The 15,966-nt window shown below is 65.9% G+C and carries 16 protein-coding genes, 2 tRNA genes and 2 pseudogenes; 13 read left to right on the top strand and 7 right to left on the bottom strand.

Annotated elements, in window-relative coordinates:
• From ASD14_RS16525 to ASD14_RS11245, 4 genes and pseudogenes are all read left to right on the top strand, one after another.
• Window positions 1–236, top strand: a pseudogene (locus tag ASD14_RS16525) (chemotaxis protein CheW); the annotation flags it as partial.
• Between the two features lies 1 nt (window position 237).
• On the top strand, window positions 238–480 hold a 243-nt coding region (locus tag ASD14_RS11250), incomplete at its 5' end, for a chemotaxis protein CheW (RefSeq protein ID WP_235565387.1).
• A 192-nt stretch (window positions 481–672) separates the two neighbouring features.
• Window positions 673–1,038, top strand: a complete 366-nt coding sequence (locus tag ASD14_RS15785; protein ID WP_082538922.1) for a VOC family protein — start codon at window positions 673–675, stop codon at window positions 1,036–1,038.
• Window positions 1,039–1,215: 177 nt separating this feature from the next.
• On the top strand, window positions 1,216–1,578 hold the full coding sequence (locus tag ASD14_RS11245; protein ID WP_056133420.1) for a BON domain-containing protein: 363 nt from the start codon (window positions 1,216–1,218) through the stop codon (window positions 1,576–1,578).
• Between the two features lie 133 nt (window positions 1,579–1,711).
• On the opposite strand, the gene ASD14_RS11240 is transcribed toward ASD14_RS11245, so the two are convergent.
• Window positions 1,712–2,023, bottom strand: a complete 312-nt coding sequence (locus ASD14_RS11240) for an energy transducer TonB (RefSeq protein ID WP_082538921.1) — start codon at window positions 2,021–2,023, stop codon at window positions 1,712–1,714.
• A gap of 153 nt (window positions 2,024–2,176) precedes the next feature.
• A complete protein-coding gene (locus ASD14_RS11235; RefSeq protein ID WP_056133415.1) occupies window positions 2,177–2,488 on the bottom strand; it encodes a TonB family protein in 312 nt (103 codons plus the stop codon).
• A gap of 157 nt (window positions 2,489–2,645) precedes the next feature.
• Between ASD14_RS11235 and ASD14_RS16610 the strand changes: the two genes are divergently transcribed.
• From ASD14_RS16610 to arsC, 9 genes and pseudogenes are all read left to right on the top strand, one after another.
• Window positions 2,646–5,324 (top strand): methyl-accepting chemotaxis protein, encoded by a 2,679-nt coding sequence (locus ASD14_RS16610; protein WP_056133412.1) that lies wholly within the window; start codon window positions 2,646–2,648, stop codon window positions 5,322–5,324.
• A 147-nt stretch (window positions 5,325–5,471) separates the two neighbouring features.
• Complete coding sequence (locus ASD14_RS11225; protein ID WP_056133409.1) at window positions 5,472–6,356, top strand: CheR family methyltransferase; 885 nt, start codon at window positions 5,472–5,474, stop codon at window positions 6,354–6,356.
• An 81-nt stretch (window positions 6,357–6,437) separates the two neighbouring features.
• Window positions 6,438–7,031 carry a chemoreceptor glutamine deamidase CheD gene (gene cheD, locus ASD14_RS11220; RefSeq protein WP_056133406.1) on the top strand — a complete coding sequence of 198 codons (594 nt, stop codon included), beginning with the start codon at window positions 6,438–6,440 and terminating at the stop codon, window positions 7,029–7,031.
• A 3-nt stretch (window positions 7,032–7,034) separates the two neighbouring features.
• The gene (locus tag ASD14_RS11215) at window positions 7,035–8,084 is read left to right on the top strand and encodes a chemotaxis response regulator protein-glutamate methylesterase (RefSeq protein ID WP_056133404.1); all 1,050 of its coding nucleotides are present in this window, start codon (window positions 7,035–7,037) and stop codon (window positions 8,082–8,084) included.
• 54 nt (window positions 8,085–8,138) lie between these two features.
• Window positions 8,139–9,311 carry a methyl-accepting chemotaxis protein gene (locus tag ASD14_RS11210; protein ID WP_056133402.1) on the top strand — a complete coding sequence of 391 codons (1,173 nt, stop codon included), beginning with the start codon at window positions 8,139–8,141 and terminating at the stop codon, window positions 9,309–9,311.
• Window positions 9,312–9,618: 307 nt separating this feature from the next.
• A pseudogene (locus tag ASD14_RS15780) lies at window positions 9,619–11,277 on the top strand (ATP-binding protein); the annotation flags it as partial.
• Window positions 11,278–11,391: 114 nt separating this feature from the next.
• Window positions 11,392–12,462 carry an HDOD domain-containing protein gene (locus ASD14_RS11200; protein ID WP_056133398.1) on the top strand — a complete coding sequence of 357 codons (1,071 nt, stop codon included), beginning with the start codon at window positions 11,392–11,394 and terminating at the stop codon, window positions 12,460–12,462.
• 4 nt (window positions 12,463–12,466) lie between these two features.
• Window positions 12,467–12,880 carry a hypothetical protein gene (locus ASD14_RS11195; RefSeq protein ID WP_056133396.1) on the top strand — a complete coding sequence of 138 codons (414 nt, stop codon included), beginning with the start codon at window positions 12,467–12,469 and terminating at the stop codon, window positions 12,878–12,880.
• Window positions 12,881–12,952: 72 nt separating this feature from the next.
• The gene (gene arsC, locus ASD14_RS11190) at window positions 12,953–13,303 is read left to right on the top strand and encodes an arsenate reductase (glutaredoxin) (protein WP_056133395.1); all 351 of its coding nucleotides are present in this window, start codon (window positions 12,953–12,955) and stop codon (window positions 13,301–13,303) included.
• A gap of 9 nt (window positions 13,304–13,312) precedes the next feature.
• Here arsC and ASD14_RS11185 read toward each other — a convergent pair whose 3' ends face one another.
• The 5 genes from ASD14_RS11185 to ASD14_RS11165 form a co-directional block, all read right to left on the bottom strand.
• Window positions 13,313–14,935, bottom strand: coding sequence for an FMN-binding glutamate synthase family protein (locus ASD14_RS11185; protein WP_056133391.1), 1,623 nt, complete (start codon window positions 14,933–14,935; stop codon window positions 13,313–13,315).
• A 34-nt stretch (window positions 14,936–14,969) separates the two neighbouring features.
• Window positions 14,970–15,140 (bottom strand): hypothetical protein, encoded by a 171-nt coding sequence (locus ASD14_RS11180; RefSeq protein ID WP_157475287.1) that lies wholly within the window; start codon window positions 15,138–15,140, stop codon window positions 14,970–14,972.
• Window positions 15,140–15,604 (bottom strand): hypothetical protein, encoded by a 465-nt coding sequence (locus tag ASD14_RS11175; protein WP_082538932.1) that lies wholly within the window; start codon window positions 15,602–15,604, stop codon window positions 15,140–15,142. The genes ASD14_RS11180 and ASD14_RS11175 overlap by 1 nt, the downstream gene beginning before the upstream one ends.
• Before the next feature lie 59 nt (window positions 15,605–15,663).
• Window positions 15,664–15,750, bottom strand: a tRNA-Leu gene (locus ASD14_RS11170).
• 58 nt (window positions 15,751–15,808) lie between these two features.
• Window positions 15,809–15,882, bottom strand: a tRNA-Cys gene (locus ASD14_RS11165).
• Window positions 15,883–15,966 lie beyond the last annotated feature (84 nt).

The following is a 15,966-nucleotide window of genomic DNA, read 5'->3' as shown; positions in this document are numbered from 1 at the left end:
GGCGTGATCAACCTGCGCGGCACGATCGTGCCGGTGATCGACATGCGGCTGAAGTTCCGCCTGGAGCGCGCCGAGTACACGGCGCTCACCGTGATGATCGTGCTCAACGTCACCGACCGCGTCGTCGGCATGGTCGTGGACAGCGTGTCGGATGTCGTGCAGTTGAGCGGCGAGCAGGTCCGCGCGGTGCCGGAGATCGGCGCGACGATCGATCGCCAGTTCCTCACCGGCATCGGNCTCACCGTGATGATCGTGCTCAACGTCGCCGACCGCGTCGTCGGCATGGTCGTGGACAGCGTGTCGGATGTCGTGCAGTTGAGCGGCGAGCAGGTCCGCGCGGTGCCGGAGATCGGCGCGACGATCGATCGCCAGTTCCTCACCGGCATCGGCACGCTCGACGAACGCATGCTCATCCTGCTCGACATCGAACGGCTCATGGCCAGTACCGAGATGGGGCTCGTCGTGGCGAACGCGGCATAACGCCTGAATCGAGCCGCGAAGCGGGCTTCGGTTTGAATGAACGGTCAGGCGGCTGAGCCATGAATCCCGCCCTCGCGTTCTTGGGCTGGTCAGCTCGCTCACAATCTCTGCGCCTCATGTTGGCTAGCCTATATGGCGGTCGCGAGTTCTCGTTGCAAAACGCTCGCACCCATATGCAGAGGAGTTAGCGCCATGGCATCTGTCAGGTACATCGCGAACAACATTGACAAGTCTGTTGAATTTTATCGGGACCGCTTGGGCTTTGCGGTTGAAAAGCACAATCCGGGAAAGTTCGCTGAACTGACACGTGAGGATCTGCATCTTTTCCTCAACGCGCCCGGAGCTGGCAGTGCTGGTAAAGCAGGAGGCTCTCCCCAACCAGGCGGGTGGAGTAGATTCATGATCGTGACGGACGATCTCGACGAAAAGATCGAGGAACTTCGTAAAACAGGAGCAAGTTTCCGCGGTGAAGTAGCCGAGGCCGGAGCGGGGCGACAAATATTGCTCCAGGATCCGTCAGGAAATGTCGTTGAGTTGTTTGAATACGCCAGACACTAGAGCAGCCGCCTAACACGCGTTTGTCGCCCGACATCCGGAACTCGAGCGGAAACCGAACAGCCTGAAGCGGCCGCCGTGCGCATCGTGAACGGGCACGCCTGGATTTTTCACTTCGTGTTAGCCAGCCCGTACGTAGGTTCCGGAGCCGTGTCGATGCGGCACGCACGGAGGTGAACCATGAACGTCAGGAATGCAGCAATGGCCACGGCGCTCACGCTGGCGACGCTCGTGTTGCCTGCCCACGCGCAGGATGCGCAACAGGAGCCGGAAGAGGAAAAAGGCGCCACCGCGCGGACCACGGCGGATGCGAGCGAGCAGATGGGCGACACCTGGATTACCACCAAGGTAAAGGCGGATCTTCTGGTGACCGAAGACGTACCCGGAAGCGCCATCGACGTGGACACGAAGAACGGCGTGGTCACGCTGACCGGCACGGTGAAAACGAAGGCCGAAGCCGACAAGGCGGTCAGCGTCGCCAAGGGCATCAAGGGCGTGACGGACGTGAAATCCGAGCTGAAGGTAGGCTCGCCCGCCCGATGATTCCGGTGCCCAGGCCGGGAAGTTCCCGGCACGGAAACAGGGCTCGCGAAAGCGGGCCCTGTTTGCTCCGTCTATTGCGATGGGAGCAGCGCTGGCGAACAGCGCGACTTGAAACCAGCTGGCGAAGAACGGCTCAGAGCTTGAAGTCGAGGCGCACCTTGCCGCGGCCATCGCCACCCGGGGCGAACTGCCACTGCTTGAGCGCTTTCACGGCCGCGCCTTCGAACGTGCGCGCAGGCTTTGCGTTGACGACCGACACGGACGCGACCTTGCCGGAGGCATCGACGGTGAATTCAAGTTCGACGTAGCCGACCGTTCCGGACCTGGCAGCCTCCGGTGGATAGGTCGGTTCGACACGCTTGGTCGGGGTGAGCTCGGCACGGGCGGGTGCAGCGAGCACCAGCGCCAGCGCCGTAGCGACTGTCAGAAGAACGGAATGACGCATGGGTGAGACCTCCTGGGCGAGTTGACGCCCGGGGACAAGCGGACGTCACCAGTAGGAATCGGCCGTTCGCACGGAATCTTGAGCACGCCCGTGTTTCCCGGCGACAACGGCGCGCCTGTCCGGCGCGCCTTGTCTGCACCTGCGCAGCAGGGATTACAGCGCGAAATCCAGGCGGACCTTGCCGCGGCCATCGGAACCGGCGGCGAACTCCCACTGCTTCACGGCCTTCACGGCGGCGCTTTCGAAGGTGCGCGCCGGCTTGGCGTTCACCACGGACACGCTGGATACCTTGCCGCTGGCATCGACGGTGTACTCCACTTCGACGAAGCCGCTGGTGCCGGCACGCGCGGCTTCGGGCGGATACACCGGATCAACGCGCTTGACCGGCTTGAGCTCGGCGTGGGCCGGCAGCGCGACAGCCAGGACGAAGGTCGCGGCAAGGGTGAGGGATAGGGGACGACGCATGGCCGGAACTACTCCAGGGTTGGGAAAGCCCCGGGATCGGCCGCGTTCGCGAATTCTTTAGGGCCGGCGGATTCCATCGGTGGCTAAAGTTTCCATGCTTCGCGCCGATTTCGGGTGTGTCGACCCATAGCGGGTCTGTTCGTCACCCGAGGCCACCATGTCCGTCCGTTCCACATCTTCCCTGCTGGATCGCCTGCTCGCGCCGTCCATCGCGCTGATGGCGCGATTCCGTTTCGGACAGAAAGCATTGCTGATCGGCGCCTCGTTCACGCTCACCTGCGCGGTGCTGACCGGCATGGTGGTGGTGCGCGCGAATACCGAGATCGCCGATGTCAGGGCGCAACTTTCCGCGACCGGCGGCCTCGCGCAGTTGCACCGCGCCATGCTCGCCATGCAGGAACACGAGCAACTCGTGGTGCGCCAGATGGCCAAGGAAAACGTATCCGCGCCATCGCTCGCCCGTTCGGCGGCTTCCGCATCGGAGGCGATCGATGCACTGGGCGCCTGGTATCGGAAGGTAGTGCCTGAAGCACCGCTGCAGGTGCCGTTGCAGGCCGCCCGCGGCGCCTGGGAGAAGGCACTGGGCGACCACACGGATGCGGCGGCGGCTATCGCCGACCACGCCGCTGCGATCGCAAAGCTCAACGACCTGATGGCCGCGGTCTACCAGCACACCGGCCTCGACCTGGCATCCGCGCCCAGCGTGTTCTACACCGGTCGCGCCGCTTCCGAGTGGGTGCCGATGCTCGGCGAATCGGTGTCGCAGCAGGGCCTGGTCGGCATCCGCGTGCTCGGCGAAGGCGCGATCTGGGTGGACGACCGCACCGGCCTCGCGGTGTCCAGGAGCATGCAGCAGTTCGTGCGCAGCCGCATCGAAGCGGAGATCAAGAAAGCCGAAGCGGACATGCCCGCGCTCGCGCAGAGCGTCGGCAAGCCCATGCGCTACGCGCTCGATGCGATGACCAGGCAGAACGAACTCATCCAGAAGCACGTCCTCGATGCCGAAACGCCCACGCTGCCCGTCAAGGTGATGTCCGCCCGGGCCGAGGCGACGCGCCTTGCATTCGCCGCGGCATTGATGGCCTCCAATCGCTCGCTGGCCATGGCCGCGGACGCGGAGGTCGCACGCCTGCAACGTCGCGCGCTGATCACCTCGCTGGCGGTTGGCCTTGCACTGCTGGTGTCGGCCTATCTTTTCGTCGGCTTTACCCGGGGCACGCGGACCGCGCTGCAGCGCATCGAAGATGCCGCCGCGCAGTTGGGGCGCGGTCAGTTCCCGGAGGCCATCCGCGTCGACACCGAGGACGAACTGCGTGAGATCTCGCGCAGCCTGGGGCGCGCGGTGGGCACCCTGCGCAGCTTTGCCGGAGCGCAGAGCGAACTTTTCGAAGCGCACCAGAAGGGCGAAATCGACGAGCGCCTGGACAGCACCGCGTTCCCGGGTTCGTTCGGTTCCATGGCGGACGAGATCAACATGCTCGTGGCTTCTCACATCTCGGTGAAGATGCGCGTGATCGAGGTCGTGAGCGCCTATGCCCACGGCGACCTGTCCGGCGACATCGAACGCATGCCTGGCAAGAAGGCGCAGATCACCGCGGCCGTGGATGCAGTCAAGTCCGGCATGCAATCGATCAACGACGAGATCAAGGGGCTTGTGGATGCCGCCTGCGCCGGCGACTTCAGCCATCGCGGCGACGCGCAGCGCTTCGAGTTCGTGTACCGCGAGATGATCGAAGGCCTCAACACATTGATGGCCAGCGCCGATCGCGGGCTCGGCGAAGTGGGCACGCTGCTGTCGTCCGTAGCGCAGGGTGACCTGACGCGCGAGGCCGACGCCAACCTCCCCGGCCGCTTCGGACAGCTCGCCGGCGACGCCAACGACACCGTGCGCCAGCTTGCGCAGGTCGTGGGCCAGATCCGCTCGGGCAGCGACGCCATCAGCACCGCCGCGGGCGAGATTGCTTCGGGCAACAACGACCTGTCGCAGCGCACCGAACAGCAGGCTGCCTCGCTGGAAGAAACCGCTTCGTCGATGGAAGAACTCACTTCCACCGTGAAGCAGAACGCCGACAACGCCCGCCAGGCCAACCAGCTGGCGATCGGCGCGGTCGACGTCGCGACGCAAGGCGGTGAAGTGGTCGGCAAGGTCGTGCAGACCATGACCGCGATCCACGAATCCTCGCGCAAGGTCGCCGACATCATCAGCGTGATCGACGGCATCGCCTTCCAGACCAACATCCTTGCACTCAACGCCGCGGTGGAAGCCGCGCGTGCCGGCGAACAGGGCCGCGGCTTCGCCGTGGTCGCGTCCGAAGTGCGCTCGCTGGCGCAGCGTTCGGCCGGCGCGGCCAAGGAGATCAAGCAGCTGATCACCGAGTCGGTGGACAAGGTCGAACAGGGCAACGTGCTCGTCGACCAGGCCGGCCGCACGATGGGCGAGATCGTCACCAGCATCAAGCGCGTCACCGACATCATCGCGGACATCTCGGCTGCATCGCAGGAACAGAGCACCGGCATCGAGCAGGTCAACCAGGCCATCACCCAGATGGATGAAGGCACGCAACAGAACGCGGCGATGGTGGAGGAAGCCTCGGCCGCGGCACGCAGCCTGGAACAGCAGTCGGAGCAGCTCGCGCAGACGGTCGCCGTGTTCCGCCTGGGAGACGAAGGCCGCGAAGCCAGGCCAGTGACTGCGGTGCACGCACCTGCGGCAAGCACTGCGGCGCCATCCGTACGCAAGCCCGCCGTCGCGCGCGGCCGCCAGCCGCGCGCGCTGCGTCCTGCCGCCGGGATGGCGGTGGCAGCAGGCGGCGACGCGCACTGGCAGGAGTTCTGAGTCACGCCCTGGCGGCTTGGCCGCCAGCCTGCCCTCTCCCCTGCGCCCGGCATCGAGAAGACGTGATCCCGTACTCCTTCCATTCGCCCATGCACGACGCGCCTCCACAGGAAGCGCGCGTGCATTTCCGCGCCGAGGGCAATCGCCATGGCTGAGCCATCGCCAGCCATGGCAGCGACGTCGGCGCTCGAACGCGCCTTCGTCTTCGAAGATCGCGACTTCCGCCGCGTCTGCAAGCTCATCCATGCGCACGCGGGCATCCAGCTGCAGCCGCACAAGCGCGACATGGTCTACGGCCGTCTCGTGCGCCGCCTGCGCGCGCTGGAGCTGGAACGCTTCAGCGATTACCTGGACTACGTGGAAAACGATCCGGCCGCCGAAGCGCAGGCCTTCGTGAATGCGCTGACGACCAACCTCACCTCGTTCTTTCGCGAGGACTACCACTTCGCCGCATTGTCGGAGCAGCTACGCCACGTGCAGCAGCAACGGCGCCGCGATGCCTCGCCCATGCTGATCTGGTGCTGCGCGGCGTCAACCGGAGAGGAACCCTATTCGCTCGCCATCACCGCCTGCGAGACGTTCGACACGTTCACCCCGCCGGTGCGCATCCTCGCCACCGACATCGACACCAGCGTGTTGCAGGCCGCCGCACGCGGCGTGTATCCGATCGAACGGATCGACGGATTGGACATGCCGCGCAAGCGGCGCTTCTTCCTGCGTGGCAGCGGACCCAATGCCGGCCAGTGCCGCGTGCGTCCAGAGCTGCAGGCCCTGATCGAATTCCGGCCGTTGAACCTGCTGGATGCGGATTACGGCCTTCGCAGCCGCTACACGGCCGTCTTCTGTCGCAACGTGATGATCTATTTCGACAAGGCCACCCAGTACAAGGTGCTGCAGCGCATCGTTCCCGTCCTGGAGCCGGAGGGGCGGCTCTACGCGGGCCACTCGGAGAGCTTCCACCACGCAGCTGATCTGGTCTCGCCGTGCGGCCGCACGGTCTATCGCGCGTCCACGAATGGAGGTGATCGATGAAGACGGGAGCGACACGTCAACCCGTTTCCGGCCTGGCGCCTACCCGAATCAGCGTGCGCGTCACGAAGGAAAACGGCGCCCATGCTCCCGGCTAGACGACAGCCCGCGCCCGAAGGCATCTACTACGATTCCGCGCTGCAGACCGAAGCGATCCGCCTGCTGCCTGCCGACTATGTCGCGACCGACCGGCCGATAGCGCTGGTGACATTGCTGGGCTCCTGCGTTGCCGCCTGCCTGTACGACGCCACGCTCGGCATCGGCGGAATGAACCACTTCATGCTGCCCGGCGACGGCAACGACTCGAGCTGCGCACGCTACGGCATGAACGCAATGGAGCTGCTGATCAACGACCTGCTCAAGCGCGGTGCGCGCCGGAACCGGATCCAGGCCAAGGTGTTCGGGGGCGGCAACGTGCTCAGCGGCTTCTACAGCGATCCGATCGGCACGCGCAACGCACGATTCGTCCTCGAGTACCTGGGGGCGGAGAATATTCCCGTTCGCGCCCAGGATCTCGGCGACGTGCATGCGCGCAAGGTCGGCTTCTTTCCGCAGACCGGACGCACGCTGGTGAAGCGGCTTCCGTCCACGCGCGACGATGGCATCCTCGATGCCGAACGCGCGTTGTACGGCCGCCTCAACCGCGCTCCGGCCAGCGGCGGCGTGGAGCTGTTCTGATCCATGGCTGGCAAACCCGTGCGCGTGCTGGTGGTCGACGACTCGGCCCTGATCCGGAAACTGATGACCGAAATCCTCGATGCCGATCCGGGCATCGAGGTGGTCGGGACCGCATCCGATCCGTTCATCGCACGCGATCGCATCAAGCAGCTGTCGCCGGACGTGCTCACGCTCGACGTCGAAATGCCACGGATGGACGGGCTCACCTTCCTCAGCAATCTCATGCGCCTGCGCCCCATCCCGGTGGTGATGGTTTCCACGCTGACGGTCGCCGGCGCGCAGGTCACGCTGGACGCGCTCGCATTGGGTGCGGTGGATTTCGTCGCCAAGCCGCAACTCGATGTCGCGCGCGGACTGGGCGACTACGCGGCCCTGCTGATCGCCAAGGTCAAGCAGGCTGCGCATGCCCGCGTCGCTTGCCGCCGGCCATCTCCGCCGGCCCCCATCGGCGAGTACACGGGGCCGGTGGCCTATCGCACGACCGATCGCCTGATCGCGATCGGCGCATCCGCCGGTGGCACGGAAGCGATACGCGAAGTGCTCGCGCACATGCCCGCGGATGCACCCGCCACCGTCATCACCCAGCACATCCCGGGTGCTTTCAGTGGCCCCTTCGCCGAGCGGTTGAACAAACACAGTCGAATGACCGTCCTGGAAGCGCGCGAAGACCAGCCGCTGCTCGTGGGTCACGCCTATGTCGCTCCCGGTGGCCGGCATTTGAAGGTCGTCCGCAGTGGTGCGCGATGGCATGCGCAGCTGAGTGACGAGGATCCCGTCCGGGGCCATCGCCCGAGCGTGGACGTGCTGTTCGAATCCGTGGCCCGCCATGCGGGTGCGAACGCCAGTGCGGCGCTGCTGACAGGCATGGGCGATGACGGCGCGCGTGGCCTGCTGGGGTTGCGCAAGGCGGGGGCGCACACGTTCGCGCAGGACAAGGCGACGAGCGTCGTCTGGGGAATGCCTGGCGCGGCAGTCGCACTCGGCGCGGCAGAAGAAGTGTTGCCGCTGGAACACATCGCCAATCGCCTGCTTGCGGCAGGCAGCAATGCCTAAAGCACGCGCGGTTTCGGCCGTTATCACGGGTGATTGATCACCTCGAGATTGACGATGGATTCGCGTGTACTGATCCGCATCGCCGCGCCGCTGGCGCTGACCCTGGCCCTGATCTGCGCAGAAGCGTTCACCCTGCCCGCGCCCGTGCGGTGGGGCACCCTGGTAGCCATGACGCTGGCATGGCTGGGCTTTGCGTGGACGGCAGTGCGCCGGGGCGATCCCGCGGCGCTGGGCGAACAGACCCGCGTGCTTGGCGAACTGCGTTCGTTCATCAACGCCGAGGTGCAGGGTTCGCGCCTGGAGATCGACCGCACCCGCGAGCTGATCCGCGATTCCGTGGTCAAGCTCGGCGGCAGCTTCGAGGCCGTCAACCGCCAGTCGCGCCAGCAGAACGACGTGGTCGCGCGCATCGTCGATCGCCGTGCCGGCGATCACAGCGGCGGTGCCGATGTGCACCAGTTCGCCGTGCAGGCGAGCCAGAAGATGGAGCAACTGGTCGAAGCGCTGGAGGAAGTCAGTGGCCAGAGCTGCACGACGGTGACGCACATCGATGCGATGGCCGAGCACCTGGACGGCATCTTCGCGCTGCTGGAAGACGTCAAGTCGATCGCCGACCAGACCAACCTGCTCGCGCTGAACGCCGCAATCGAAGCCGCGCGCGCCGGCGAAGCCGGCCGCGGTTTCGCCGTGGTCGCGGACGAGGTTCGCAACCTCTCCGAGCGCTCCACCGCCTTCAACGAACAGATCCGCAAGCTGGCGCACAGCTCGAAGGATTCGATCTCCCGCGTGCGCGACACCGTCAGCCAGATGGCGTCGCGCGATCTCGACCGCTCGCGCGGCGCGCGTGCGGAAGCCGCGGCCATGCTGGAACGCGTCGACGGCATCAATCGCGGGCTGGGCAACGGCATGCGCGAAATCGCCGAGTGCAACCGTGCGATCGATGCCTCCGTTGCCGAAGCCGTGCGCTCACTGCAGTTCGAGGACATCGCCACGCAGGCGCTCGGCGCGGCCAACGTGCACCTGGACCGCCTGAGTGCGATCAACCGCGAGGCTTCGTCCCTGCAGGACCTGCTGCACCGCACTGGCGGGCAAGGCGGGACCGAACTGCAGGATGCGCTGGCCCAGCTTGGCCAACGCATCACGCAGATGCGCGGCGAGTGGGAGCGCCCGCCGCACAAGCCGGTGATGCAGCAGTCGATGGATGCGGGCAGCGTCGAGCTGTTCTGACTGATCCGGGTTGTTCAGGACCGTGAAAAGCCGGCGTACGTCGGCTTTTTTCATGCTGACTGTGGTGGCATCCCTTGTTGAGGTTGCCGCGGTCCATGTCCGCGGTTAGCGTTGCGCGATGGAGAGCACGCGGGATCCGAAGGCCGATGGACAGGCGAACCCACGCATGCACGTGGCGCGGTCCCGGATTCGTGGATGGGCCCTGCTGCCCGATTTCTCCAAGCTGCTGTTCATCGCAGTCGTGCTTCCGGTGCTGTCGATCACGGCCCTGCATCTGTGGCAGAGCCGCGAAGTCGCGCGCGAACAATACGCAACACGGCTGGCCGACGCCGCGAGGGCACACAGCCGGGAAATAGATGCCTTCATCCAGCTGCACACCGCGGCACTGCAGGTGGTGGCCGAGCGGCGTACCACGACCGGAAACGTCGATGACGAAGGGTTGTGGGCCGCGGACATGCGGCGCGTGCACCGGTACTACCCCGACTTCAGCACCCTCGCACTGGTCGATGACGATGGCATCCTCGTGCTTACCGAGCCTGCTGCACCACAGGCGCCCGGCGTCTCGGTAGCGGATCGCTCGTACTACACCGTGCCCAGGCGCACGGGTCTCCCCTATGTTTCCGATGCGTACCGCGGCCGGGTGGTCAGCCAGCTCCCCTCGATCGCGTTGTCGGTGCCCTTCTTCTCCGGCAAGCGCTTCGCCGGCGTGATCTGCGGTGCGATCCGCATCGATGCTTTTCCCGCGCTGCGGCGCGAGCCCGGTCAGGCGCAGGACTTCGAAATGCTCCTCGTGGACCGCAGCCACACCGTGGTGCATGCGACGCCGGGGCTGCGCTATGGCTCCCTGGACGCACTGCAGGCCGGCGGGCGCGATCGCCCACTGCGCCGGCTGCTATCCGCGCCCCGTGCCGCGATGCAACGAATGCCCGGCGTACTGCGCGATGGCGGCGACGCGTATGCCGTGGTGGCCCCGCTGCGCGACGGTTGGCGCCTGCTGGTCTTGGTGCCGGAGAGCCGCGTGGATGCCGACGCTCGCCACAATATGGCCGTGACGTTGGGGTTGCTGGGACTGGTCCTGGTCGGCGTGCTGGTCGTCACCGGCGTGCAACTGAAACGGCTGGGTGTCTACGTTCGCGACCTGCTGGATCGCATGCAGCGCTTTGCACTGGACAGCCAGGGCCTGCCCGCCTCGCCCGAAGTCCTGCCCATCGAACTCGCGCCGCTTGCCGAAGCGCTCAACCAGCTCGCCAGCCGCGCGCACCACGCCTATGAAGAGGTGAGCTCGAGTCTCGACGAGCAGCGCCGCCTGCGAGAGGAACTGCAGGCGATGGCAGGCCGCCTGATCACGATCCAGGAAAACGAACGCCGTACGTTGTCGCGCGAACTCCACGACGACATCGGCCAGGCGATCACCGCGATCAAACTTGGCGCGATGGCGCTGCAGGATGAATCCGACCAGAATCGCCGGCGCGAAATCCTCGACGAGATCGTGGGGATCACCGACCAGACCGTCACGAAGTTGCGCAATCTCTCGATGCTCCTGCGCCCGCCCCAGCTCGATACGCTGGGCCTGGAGACGGCCTTGCGCTGGCAGGCGGACACGCTCTTCCGTTCCGGCACCCCGCAATTGGAGATGCGGCTGGAGCCGTTGCCGGAGCGGCCGGACCCGGCGGTGGAACTCGCCTGCTTCCGCATCGCACAGGAAGCGCTCACCAACATCCTCCGCCACTCGAAGGCGAGGCACGTGACGTTGACGCTCGCACCGGACGCGGCTGGAGAAAACCTGCACCTGGCCGTTACCGACGATGGCCAGGGCTTCCGCACCGGCGAAATACAGGGACTCGGCCTGGTCACGATGCGCGAACGCGCGCAGCAACTGGGGGGCTCGCTGCATATCGACACGGCACCCGGGAAGGGCACGCGGATGAGCCTCACGCTGCCCATGCATGAGATTGGCGCCTCCTGAGCGCCGCGCATCACAAACGTGAGCCATTTGGCAGTTCTGCAAACCCGACCTTCAGCATTTAGGACCTGCTGCCGCTATTCCCCGTGAGCCTTATGCGATTCAGGAGGACAGCGCGTGTTGATTCTGGTGGTGAGCAACGAGGGCAGCCGGGCCGAGGAAGTCAGGCGCGAGCTGGCCGATCAGGGCCTGGACTGGCAGCTCGAATGGACGCGCGAGGTCGAAGTCGCGTTGTCGGGCCAGCACGCGCCGGACGTGCTGGTCTGCGCGGACGAAGTGGGTGCCTACAGCGGTATCGCGCTGCTGGCGCAGCTGCGCATCCGGCATCCGGAAACCATGCGCATCCTGATGACGGGCAGCAACGACGAGCACGATTCGACCCACGCACTGGAAGTCGCGCAGCGGGTGCTGTCCGATCCACTGGATGCGCTGGCGCTGATCGACGCGGTGGAAAGCGCCGCGGAGCTGCGCACGCTGCTCGACGATCCTGCCTTGAAGCGCGTGATCGGGCGCGTGGGCTCCCTGCCGACGGCGCCGAACCAGTACCTGGCGTTGACCCGCCTGCTGCGCGATCCCGACGTCAGCGCCGCACGCATCGCCGCGCTGATCGGTGAAGACCCGGCGCTGGCCGCGCAGGTGCTGCGCATGACCAATTCGGCGTATTACTCCTCCGGACGCGAAATCACCGACCTGCGCACGGCCGTGACCCGGCTGGGACAGAGCGCACTGCGGCAACTGGTGCTTGCCAGCGAAGTGTTCTTCGTGGGCTCGCATTCCGCCGAGGCCAAGGGCATGCGCGAACGCGCCCTGCACATCTCCCGCCTGGCGTCGGAACTGCTCGCCGGCCCCAGCGCCGATCTCGCGGCAACCGCGGGCTTGCTGGCCGAAGTCGGTCTGTTGTTGCCGCAGCAGGCGCATGTCGACGAATCCGGAGCCGCCACGCCGCACAACATCGCGGGAGCCTACCTGCTCGGCCTTTGGGGGTTGCCCGCACCGATCGTGGAGGCCGTGGCGTTCTACAGGGCGCCTTCGCGCATCCGCGGTTTCTGGGTCACGGGCGCGGTCCATGTGGCCGCCGCGCTGGTGAACGGCACCGACGTCGACGAGGGGTATCTGCGTCGCGCAGGTCAGTTCGAGCAGCTGGCACGGTGGCGCGCGCTGGCCAGCGAACGAGCCGAGGCGGCGTAACGGCATGCGCACTCCACTCGCCATCATCGCGGGAGTGCTCCTGGCCACTACCGGCGGCGCTGCGTTGGGGCAGAGCGCCAGCTTCCAGGTATCGCTGCGACTGCTGCCCGAGCATGTCGCCGGCGCCGCGCCGGTGGAGCTGCCGACGCCGCCACAGGCGCAGCACCTGCCGCCAAGCCGCGATGCAAAGCGGCTGCTCTATGCCGGAAACGCCGACGAGGCGCGGCGCTTCTATGCAAGCACGCTGCCACAGCTGGGCTTCTACCTGACGCAGGAAAAGGCCGACAGCGCGACCTGGGACCGGAGCGATGTCCGTGCGGAGCTGCTGTTCTATCCGGTGGTCGGAAACGAGGAAGCGACAGGCATCATCGTCACGATGCGGCCCAGGAACCCCTTGGACAGCGCAGCTTCCCGCTGAGCGAGCGAGAATACGAGCCAGCGCCCGCAGCCCGGGCGCGCCTTGTTTCCGCAAGTACTCCTGACGGTACCAATGAACGACACCCGCCTGTATCACAACCCGCGCTGCTCGAAGTCGAGGGGCGCGCTGGAACTACTGCATGAACGCGGCATCGAACCCCGCGTGATCGCGTATCTCGAAACTCCACCGACCGCGGAGGAACTGCGCGAGCTGCTCCGCATGCTCGGACTGCCCGCGCGTGCGCTGCTGCGCAGCGGCGAGGACGAATACGAGGCACTCGGGCTGGCCGATCCGGCGCTGTCGGAAGATGCATTGATCGCGACGATGGTCGCCCATCCGCGGTTGATCGAACGGCCGATCTTCGTGCACCACGGTCGTGCCGTCATCGGCCGGCCGCCCGAACAGGTGCTGGGCCTGCTCTGACCTGCGCTGTTACAGCGACTTGCTGTCGCGCATGCGCCGCACGCGTTCCGGCGCTGCGAACGAATCGCTGCGGGCTTCCGTCCAGAACGCCTTGAACACCGCGTGGTCCGGCACATGGTGCAGCAGCTCGCCGGGTTCGAGGAAGTGGTACAGCGCGGCCAGTGAGCGCACTTCGATCGGCGATACGCGACGGAGGATATGTTCCGGTCCGATCTGGCCCGGATGGGTCAGCCCCGCCGCCGCAATCAGGTCGCGCAGCGCCTTCAACGTGTTCTGGTGGAAGTTGAAGACGCGTACGGCCTTGTCCGGCACGTCGAGGTGCTTCCAGCGCGACGGATCCTGCGTCGCGACGCCGCTCGGGCAGCGGTCGGTGTGGCAGCTTTGCGCCTGGATGCAGCCGAGCGCGAACATGAAACCGCGGCCCGCGTTGCACCAGTCGGCCCCCATCGCCAGCGTGCGCGCGATGTCGAAGGCGCTGGTGATTCGCCCTGCCGCACCGATGCGGATGCGGTTTCGCAAGTCCAGGCCTGCGAGCGTGTTGTGCACGAGCATCAGGGCCTCGTGCATCGGCACGCCGACGTGATCGATGAATTCCGCCGGCGCGGCGCCCGTGCCGCCTTCCGCACCATCGACCACGATGAAGTCCGGCAACAGTCCCGTTTCGCGCATCGCCTTGGCGATGCCGAACCATTCCCACGGATGTCCGATTGCCAGCTTGAAGCCGGTCGGCTTGCCGCCGCTGGCTTCGCGCAACTGCGCAACGAATTCGAGCAGGCCAACCGGGGTGTGGAACGCGCTGTGCTGCGCGGGCGAAACGCAATCGATGCCCATCGGCACGCCCCGCGTCACGGAGATTTCCGCGCTCACCTTCGGCGCGGGCAACACGCCGCCGTGACCGGGCTTCGCGCCCTGCGACAGCTTGATTTCGACCATCTTCACCTGCGGTTCGCGTGCGTTCCGGGTGAAGCGTTCCAGGTCGAAGCCACCGTTATCGTCGCGGCAACCGAAGTAGCCCGAACCGATTTCCCACACGAGATCGCCACCGTTCTCGCGGTGGTACGGCGAAATCGAACCTTCGCCGGTGTCGTGGTAGAACGCGCCCAGCTTGGCTCCGCGATTCAATGCACGAATCGCGTTGGCCGAAAGCGAACCGAAACTCATCGCCGAAATGTTGAACACGCTGGCCGAATACGGCTGGGCGCTGTTCTCGCCGATCGCGATCCGGAAATCGAACGACGCAGGATGGGTTGGTTGCAACGAATGGTTGATCCACTCGTAATCCGCGCCATAGACATCCTGCAGCGTGCCGAACGGCCGCGTGTCGTTTACCGACTTCGCCCGCTGGTAGACGAGAGCGCGCTGTTCGCGTGAAAACGGCACTTCGGCGGTGTCGGATTCGATGAAGTACTGGCGCATTTCCGGGCCGATCGATTCAAGCCCATAGCGGAAATGCGCGAGCAACGGATAGTTGCGACGCAGCGTGCTTCGCTTCTGCAGCAGGTCTACCGTACCCAGCGCTGAAAGCAGCGCGAACATGGCGGCCGCTATCCACCATCCGCCGGAGTGCCAGGCGGCCATGGCGAGCGAAACAACGAAGAGCAGAACGCATGTGGCGTAGGTGGCGTAACGCATGGCTCTCCGTCTCTTCGCCCGGATGGGTCGCAGGTTACAACCGCGCGTCGACGGCGTCGCGTGGGTACAAACTCTTGATGTCATACAGCAGGGCGTTGCCGCGACCATAACGGCGTGCGCCCTCCGGGCCGAGCGAGCGGTATTGGTCGTGCGCAACGGCAAGCACGACGGCATCGTACTGGCCGGCAGCTGGCGCGGATGTCATCACGTCGACACCGTATTCGCGCTTCGCCATTCCCGGGCGCGCAATCCGGAAGCCGCTTCCAGTTGCGGCACGCAGATCTCTTCCGTCGCGCCCGGATAAACGGTGGACTCATAGATGACTGTGTCGCCGCGCGAAAGCAGACGGCCAACGACGCGGCTGGCTTCGCGCAGTGGCGTGAAGTCAGGACGCTTGTGCTCGTCCACCGGCGTCGGCACGGTGACGACATACACGTTGCAGTCGTGCAGGTCGCTGGCATCTGCGCTGAAGCGCAACTTCGCCGCCGACGCGATTTCCCCGGCGCTACTCTCGTGATTGCCGTCCCTGCCTCCACGCAGGTCCGCAACGCGTTGCGCGTCGATGTCGTAGCCGAGCGTCTCGTACAGCCGGCCGAATTCAATCGCAAGCGGGAGACCGACATAACCCAGGCCGATGACGGCGATACGCGCGTTGCGGGGATCCAGCATTCGTCTTCCCTTGTTGACCGGCCCGCGCTCGCCGGCACGCTGGTGCATGTAGCGGGCGATGGTGCCTGGGGCGGGACTCGAACCCGCATGGGGTCGCCCCCGGCGGATTTTAAGTCCGCTGCGTATACCGGTTTCGCCACCCAGGCCTGGGGGCAAGCTTACCTGCACAAAAAAGCCCGGCAATGCCGGGCTTTCGTTTGAAACTGGAGGCCGAGGTCGGAATTGAACCGGCGTACGCGGATTTGCAGTCCGCTGCATAACCACTCTGCCACCCGGCCGGATGACGCTTTGAACAATGCTTTGAAGCCGTCCGGATTCTGTCACACCACCGCATTTTCGCAAAACCGCGGCGTACCGATCCG

This window comes from Lysobacter sp. Root494 (genome assembly GCF_001427225.1).
GTDB lineage: Bacteria > Pseudomonadota > Gammaproteobacteria > Xanthomonadales > Xanthomonadaceae > Agrilutibacter.
This window is presented reverse-complemented; position numbering and strand designations above follow the sequence as displayed.

Excerpts from the sequence above, each read along its gene's own strand:
- ASD14_RS15785 (WP_082538922.1), top strand. The coding sequence starts at position 673 with ATGGCATCTGTCAGGTACATCGCGAACAACATTGACAAGTCTGTTGAA.
- ASD14_RS11245 (WP_056133420.1), top strand. The coding sequence starts at position 1,216 with ATGAACGTCAGGAATGCAGCAATGGCCACGGCGCTCACGCTGGCGACG.
- ASD14_RS11240 (WP_082538921.1), bottom strand. The coding sequence starts at position 2,023 with ATGCGTCATTCCGTTCTTCTGACAGTCGCTACGGCGCTGGCGCTGGTG.
- ASD14_RS11235 (WP_056133415.1), bottom strand. The coding sequence starts at position 2,488 with ATGCGTCGTCCCCTATCCCTCACCCTTGCCGCGACCTTCGTCCTGGCT.
- ASD14_RS16610 (WP_056133412.1), top strand. The coding sequence starts at position 2,646 with ATGTCCGTCCGTTCCACATCTTCCCTGCTGGATCGCCTGCTCGCGCCG.
- ASD14_RS11225 (WP_056133409.1), top strand. The coding sequence starts at position 5,472 with ATGGCTGAGCCATCGCCAGCCATGGCAGCGACGTCGGCGCTCGAACGC.
- cheD (WP_056133406.1), top strand. The coding sequence starts at position 6,438 with ATGCTCCCGGCTAGACGACAGCCCGCGCCCGAAGGCATCTACTACGAT.
- ASD14_RS11215 (WP_056133404.1), top strand. The coding sequence starts at position 7,035 with ATGGCTGGCAAACCCGTGCGCGTGCTGGTGGTCGACGACTCGGCCCTG.
- ASD14_RS11210 (WP_056133402.1), top strand. The coding sequence starts at position 8,139 with ATGGATTCGCGTGTACTGATCCGCATCGCCGCGCCGCTGGCGCTGACC.
- ASD14_RS11195 (WP_056133396.1), top strand. The coding sequence starts at position 12,467 with ATGCGCACTCCACTCGCCATCATCGCGGGAGTGCTCCTGGCCACTACC.
- arsC (WP_056133395.1), top strand. The coding sequence starts at position 12,953 with ATGAACGACACCCGCCTGTATCACAACCCGCGCTGCTCGAAGTCGAGG.
- ASD14_RS11185 (WP_056133391.1), bottom strand. The coding sequence starts at position 14,935 with ATGCGTTACGCCACCTACGCCACATGCGTTCTGCTCTTCGTTGTTTCG.
- ASD14_RS11180 (WP_157475287.1), bottom strand. The coding sequence starts at position 15,140 with ATGACATCCGCGCCAGCTGCCGGCCAGTACGATGCCGTCGTGCTTGCC.
- ASD14_RS11175 (WP_082538932.1), bottom strand. The coding sequence starts at position 15,604 with ATGCTGGATCCCCGCAACGCGCGTATCGCCGTCATCGGCCTGGGTTAT.